General features: G+C 66.9%; 5 protein-coding genes, 1 pseudogene and 1 riboswitch. Of the genes and pseudogenes, 2 read left to right on the top strand and 4 right to left on the bottom strand.

Annotation, left to right across the window (positions count from 1 at the left end; all coding sequences use genetic code 11):
* The 4 genes and pseudogenes from AC27IO_RS19130 to AC27IO_RS19115 all read right to left on the bottom strand — a co-directional run.
* Positions 1–1832, bottom strand: a 1832-nt coding sequence (locus AC27IO_RS19130; protein WP_498740225.1) for a methyl-accepting chemotaxis protein, incomplete at its 3' end; no start/stop codon positions are given.
* Positions 1833–2174: 342 nt separating this feature from the next.
* Positions 2175–2759, bottom strand: a complete 585-nt coding sequence (metW, locus tag AC27IO_RS19125) for a methionine biosynthesis protein MetW (RefSeq protein WP_284397602.1) — start codon at positions 2757–2759, stop codon at positions 2175–2177.
* A pseudogene (gene metX / locus AC27IO_RS19120) lies at positions 2756–3957 on the bottom strand (homoserine O-acetyltransferase MetX). Before metX ends, metW begins: the two are co-directional and overlap by 4 nt.
* 160 nt (positions 3958–4117) lie before the next feature.
* Positions 4118–4684 (bottom strand): TMEM165/GDT1 family protein, encoded by a 567-nt coding sequence (locus AC27IO_RS19115; protein WP_272566381.1) that lies wholly within the window; start codon positions 4682–4684, stop codon positions 4118–4120.
* 10 nt (positions 4685–4694) lie between these two features.
* Positions 4695–4892, bottom strand: a riboswitch (yybP-ykoY riboswitch).
* A gap of 224 nt (positions 4893–5116) precedes the next feature.
* On the opposite strand from AC27IO_RS19115, the gene rbp (AC27IO_RS19110) reads away from it, so the two are divergent.
* Complete coding sequence (gene rbp, locus AC27IO_RS19110) at positions 5117–5500, top strand: RNA-binding regulator (protein WP_498740224.1); 384 nt, start codon at positions 5117–5119, stop codon at positions 5498–5500.
* A 251-nt stretch (positions 5501–5751) separates the two neighbouring features.
* On the top strand, positions 5752–6027 hold a 276-nt coding region (gene rbp, locus AC27IO_RS19105), incomplete at its 3' end, for an RNA-binding regulator (RefSeq protein ID WP_498740222.1).

Below are 6027 nucleotides of genomic sequence, written 5' to 3'. Positions count from 1 at the left end.
GCGGCGTTCTGCTGCGTCATCTGGTCGAGCTGGTTGACGGCCGTGTTGACCGTGACGATGCCGTTCGACTGCTCGGACGCCGCGGCGGTGATCTCCCCGATGATGTCGCCCACCCGCTGCACCGAGCCCACGATCTCGCCCATGGTGCGCCCGGCGTCCTCCACCAGCCGGGTGCCGGCCTCCACCCGGGCCACCGAACTGCCGATGAGCGCCTTGATCTCGCGCGCCGCCTCGGCGCTGCGCCCGGCCAGCGAGCGCACCTCGCTCGCCACCACGGCGAAGCCGCGGCCCTGCTCGCCTGCACGGGCGGCTTCCACGGCGGCGTTGAGCGCCAGGATGTTGGTCTGGAAGGCGATGCCGTCGATCACGCCGATGATGTCCGCGATCTTGCGCGAGCTGGCGTCGATCTCGGCCATGGTGGACACCACTTCGCCCACCACGCGCCCGCCGCGCTGGGCCACCTCGGCGGCCGATTCGGCTAACTGGTTGGCCTGCCGCGCGGCATCGGCCGACTGGTGCACCGTGCCCGTGAGCTGCTCCATGCTCTGCGCCGTCTGGGCGATGCTGCTGGCGGCGTTCTCGGTGCGCGCCGACAGGTCCTGGTTGCCGGTGGCGATCTCGGCGCTGGCGGTGGTGATGCTGTCCACCGCCGTGCGCACCTGCTGCAGCACCTGCAGGTAGCGCTGGCGCATGCCCTCCACCTCGCGCACCAGGGCGCCCATTTCGTCGGCGCGGCGCGTCTCGAACGCCTGGGTGAGGTCGCCCTGCGCCACCAGCGTCACGGCGCCGGTCAGCTCGCGCAGCGGCTCGCTCACGCCGCGGCGCACCATTGCGAAGATGCCCGCGCCCACCACCGCCAGGGCGACGGCCATCACCAGCCACACCGCCCCCATCGCACGCCGCTGGCTGGCCAGCGCCTCGTGGTCGGACACCTCGGCCACCACCTGCCAGCCCGAGCCGGTGCGGGCGCTCAGGGCCCACGGGTCCGCGCCCTGGGCGGGCAGCAGCGCGGCGGCCTGCGGCACGGAGCCGTCGGCGCTGGCGTTCAGGGCGGCGAGGAAATCGGCCGCGCCCGGATAGGCCTCCAGCACCTTCTTGCCGCGCGCCGTGGGGTGCGCGACGAACACCGCATCCTGCGGGCGCTTGCGCGGATCGATCACGTACATGCCGCCGTGCTCGTAGAACTGCATGCTGGCCACCTGCTTTTGCATCTGCTCCTGGAAGGCCGACAGGTCGTTGCCCACGAACAGGATGGCGATCACCTTGCCCGCCGCATCCTTCACCGGCGCGTAGTGCGCCATGTACGGCTTGCCGAACAGCATGGTGCGGCCCGTGTAGGGCTGGCCCGCGAGCACGGGCGCGTAGGCGGGGCTGGCGCGGTCGAGCAGGGTGCCCTGGGCGCGTTCGCCCTTTTCGTTCTTGACCGAGGTGGTGATGCGGATGAAGTCCTCGCCCTTCCTCGCGAAGACCGTGGCCACGCCGCCCGTGTCCTGGCTGAATTTGTCCACCGTGCCGTAGTCGTCGTTCACCGCGACGCCGAAGCTCGTCAGTTGCCCGCTGGCCTCGTCCAGTTGCATGCTGGGGTCGAAGCCGCGCTGGAACGCCTGGGCCGAGCGGCGCACCAGTTCGCGGTTGGCCTCGTCCACCGCGTTGAGCGACTGGCCTACCGCATCCACCGCATCGCGCACACCTTCGGTGATCTGCGTGCGCGCGGCCTTCGTGGTGATGAGCGAGATCGCGATGCCCACCGCAATGAGGGCCAGCGCCACCAGGGACAGGGCCAGCAGGGTGACGCGGCGGGCGACCGATCGGGTGCGGACGGGTGGAGTCATGGCGGTTTTGTGGTTTCGGTCGCAGGGAAGGGAGACGGGGCGGGTGCGCTGCGGAAGATGCCGACCCCATCGTAAGCAACCGTAACTTTGGCAGGATGAAGGCATTCCTTTAAGGGAAAACCCTATGTACTGAGGGATTTAGTCTGCTTGGCAGCAGCGATTTCGGGGGCGAAAAATGCCTCCAGGGCATGTTTTTCTAGGGCGTATTGCTACATTAATAATAGCAATCGGATGTTCGAGTGTTTTGTAGTGCTCGTGACACTTCCACGGTGTTGGCGACCCGGTGCGGGGGAGCTTGGGCACGTGGGACAGCGCCCGACGCAGCCCAGTGCCCCGCGCCCGTCAGGCGTGCTCGAAGTGGAACACCGCCGTGCCCGCCAGGGCGTTCGGCAGGAAGCGCACCTCGCGCCCGTCCTGCAGGCCGAACGCGTCGATCACGCGCAGGGCGTTCTTGTGCGCCAGCACCTCGAAATCCTTGAACGTGCCCACGCGGATATTGGGCGTGTCGTACCACTGGTAGGGCAGCCGGCGCGTGACGGGCATGCGCCCGCGCAGCACCGACAGCCGGTTGGGCCAGTGGGCGAAATTGGGAAACGCCACCACGCCCGCGCGGCCCACGCGGGCCGTCTCGCGCAGCATCACCTCGGTGTTGCGCAGGTGCTGCAGCGTGTCGATCTGCAGCACCAGGTCGAACGAGTTGTCGCCGAACATCGCCAGCCCTTCCTCCAGGTTGAGCTGCACCACGTTCACCCCGCGGCGCACGCAGGCGAGCACGTTGGCGTCGTCGATCTCGATGCCGTAGCCCGTGCAGCCGCGCTCGCGCTGCAGGTACGACAGCATCGCGCCGTCGCCGCAGCCCAGGTCCAGCACCCGCGCGCCGTGCGGCACCAGCCGGGAAATCGCATGCATGGTGGCTTTCTCGGTCATGCGAACTCCTTGGCGATGCTGTCGAAATACGAGCCGACGACGCCCATGTAGCGCGCATCGTCGAGCAGGAAGGCGTCGTGGCCGTGCGGTGCGTCGATCTCGGCGTAGCTCACGTCGCGGCGGTTGTCGAGCAGCGCCTTCACGATCTCGCGGCTGCGCGCGGGCGAAAAGCGCCAGTCGGTGGTGAAGCTCACCAGCAGGAACCGGGCCGTCGCGCGCGCCAGCGCCAGCGTGAGGTTGCCGCCATAGGCGAGCGCGGGGTCGAAGTAATCGAGCGCGCGGGTGATCAGCAGGTAGGTGTTGGCGTCGAAATACTCGCTGAACTTGTCGCCCTGGTAGCGCAGGTAGCTCTCGATCTGGAACTCGATGTCCTGCGTGCTGTAGCGGTAGCCCGGCCCCGCGCCGGGGCGTGCCTGGGGGCGGCCGGCGCACCGCCGGCGGTGCCCGCCGGCAGCGTCTCCTCCATCACCGTCTGGCGCAGCTGGCGGCCGAATTTCTCGTTCATCACGTCGTCCGACAGGTACGTGATGTGGCCGATCATCCGCGCGATGCGCAGGCCGCGCTGCGGGATCGCCCCGTGCCGATAGAAGTGCCCGCCGTGGAAGTCCGGGTCGGTCACGATGGCCCGGCGCGCCACCTCGTTGAAGGCGATGTTCTCCGCCGTGAGATTGGGGGCGCTGGCCACCACCACCGCATGGCGCACGCGCTCGGGGTACTGCAGCGTCCACGACAGCGCCTGCATGCCGCCCAGGCTGCCGCCCAGCACCGCCGCGAGCTGCTGCACGCCGATGCGGTCCAGCAGGCGGGCCTGCGCGTTCACCCAGTCCTCCACCGTCACCACGGGGAAGTCGGCGCCGTACACCTCGCCGGTGTCCGGGTGCGTGTCCATCGGGCCGGTCGATCCGAAGCACGAACCCAGGTTGTTGATGCCGATCACGAAGAAGCGGTTCGTGTCCACCGGCTTGCCGGGGCCGATCATGTTGTTCCACCAGCCCTCGCTCCTGGGCTGGCCTTCGTACACGCCCGCCACGTGGTGCGAGGCGTTCAGCGCATGGCACACCAGCACCGCGTTGGAGCGGTCGGCGTTGAGCGTGCCGTAGGTCTCGAAGGCAAGGGTGTAGTCGCGGATGGCGCCGCCGCCCTGCAGCGGCAGCGCGTCGGCGAAATGCAGGGACTGGGGCGTGGCAATGAAGGACATGAAAAAACCCGGCGTCGCTAAAAACGAGGCCGGGTCGGTGTGTCTGTCACTTGGCGGACGGGTCTTTAGCGGTATTTATAAAGCGCCCGCAAGCTATGCAAATCGGCGCGAGGGGCACTATACCAAAGCCCGGACCCGCCGGCCATGGGCCCGTGCGCGTTCAGGCCGCGGGTGCGAAAAGCGCGATCAGCCCCAGCGCGAGGAAGATCACCGCCGACACCATGTGCACCGCGCGGATCGGCACCCGCCGCGTGATGCGCTCGCCCAGCCACACCACGGGTGCGTTGGCCAGCATCATGCCCAGCGTCGTGCCGGCCACCACCCACCAGTAGGCGCTGTAGCGCGCGGCCAGCATCACCGTGGCGACCTGGGTCTTGTCGCCCATCTCGGCCAGAAAGAACGCGATCAGCGTGGTGCCGAACACGCCAAAGCGCGGCGCGCCGCCCGATGCGTCGTCGTCCAGCCGGTCGGGGATGAGCATCCACACCGCCATCGCGATGAACGACAGCCCGAGCCCCCAGCGCAGCACCTGCGGGCCCACGACGGTCGTCACCCAGGCGCCCACGGCGCCGGCCAGCGCGTGGTTGGCCAGCGTGGCGACCAGGATGCCGAGCACGATCGGCCAGGGCTTGCGAAAACGCGCCGCGAGAACGAGGGAAAGGAGTTGGGTCTTGTCGCCCATCTCCGCGAGGGCGACGATGGCGGTCGAAACGAAAAAGGCTTCCATTGGGGGCAGGGAGTTGTCCGGCCGGACAGGTCGCAGAGCATTGACTGCACCCCGACGCCGGCCTTTGGGATCGGTGTGCAGTCAATGGTCTCGCCCAGTTCCGATGGAACCGCATGCACCACAGGCCGCGCAGGCCCGAGTTTGTTGATGCATGCCCCCGTGCGGTCTGTGCGCCGGGCGGGCTACTCCCCAAAGACGGGCCGATTGTAACGATGCGCTTCCAGCCTTCGGGTAAATACCCAACGAAAACGTTGCAGGCGCGCCAATTTTCGTGCTTGGACCCCGAATAGATGGTTAATAATGGGCCTTGCCTTTCTGCCAAGCAGGAACGCAAGTAGCGGTGATTGGTCGGTTTCGCGTCTTTGAAGTCGTCACAGGTTTGTTGATTGCGTCGGGCTCCATCGCGTTTTCTTGTTTTTTTAGGAGTCCTTCATGGGCAACAAACTCTACGTGGGCAACCTGCCCTATTCTTTCCGCGACGACGACCTGCAACAAACGTTCAGCCAGTACGGCAACGTGGTGAGCGCCAAGGTCATGATGGAACGTGACACCGGTCGCTCCAAGGGTTTCGGCTTCGTCGAAATGAGCAACGATGCCGAAGCGCAAGCCGCCATCCAAGGCGCGCATGGCCAAAACTTCGGCGGCCGTGACCTCGTGGTCAACGAAGCCCGTCCGATGGAACCCCGTCCCCCCCGCAGCGGTGGCGGCGGCTTCGGTGGCGGCAACGGCGGTGGCGGCGGCTACGGCGGTGGTGGCGGCCGCAGCGGTGGTTTCGGCGGCGGTGGTGGCTACGGCGGTGGCCGCAGCAGCTACTAAGCTCACGCTGACAGCATTTCAAAAAAAGGGTCCTTCGGGGCCCTTTTTTCATGGCTGAGCCAGCGCGTTTGGCCCGTGTCCGGCACCTTGCTTTTTTGCGGAATTTATGGCCCATAATGCATCGGCGAGATATTTTTCGCGTCGACGTTTGCGGGGATCCGTCAGTTTCGCGCATGGGACATCTTTGTGATTCACTGGCTGCGTTTTCGGGACTCCATCGCTTTATCAATGTGTTTTTGAGGAGTCCCGTGATGGGCAACAAACTGTACGTCGGCAATTTGCCGTACTCGGTGCGTGACAGTGACCTGGAGCAGGCCTTCGGCCAATTCGGAGCCGTGATCAGCGCCAAAGTCATGATGGAGCGCGACACGGGCCGCTCCAAGGGCTTTGGCTTCGTCGAGATGGGCAGCGACCCTGAAGCGCAAGCCGCCATCCAGGGCATGAACGGCCAGCCCCTGGGCGGCCGCAGCATCGTGGTGAACGAGGCGCGTCCCATGGAACCCCGTCCCCCCCGCAGCGGCGGTTTT

It is taken from the genome of Acidovorax sp. KNOB132, assembly GCF_057541515.1.
This window is presented reverse-complemented; position numbering and strand designations above follow the sequence as displayed.

Coding starts and splice junctions, on each gene's coding strand:
- metW (WP_284397602.1), bottom strand. CDS start 2,759: ATGACCGAGAAAGCCACCATGCATGCGATTTCCCGGCTGGTGCCGCAC.
- AC27IO_RS19115 (WP_272566381.1), bottom strand. CDS start 4,684: ATGGAAGCCTTTTTCGTTTCGACCGCCATCGTCGCCCTCGCGGAGATG.
- rbp (WP_498740224.1), top strand. CDS start 5,117: ATGGGCAACAAACTCTACGTGGGCAACCTGCCCTATTCTTTCCGCGAC.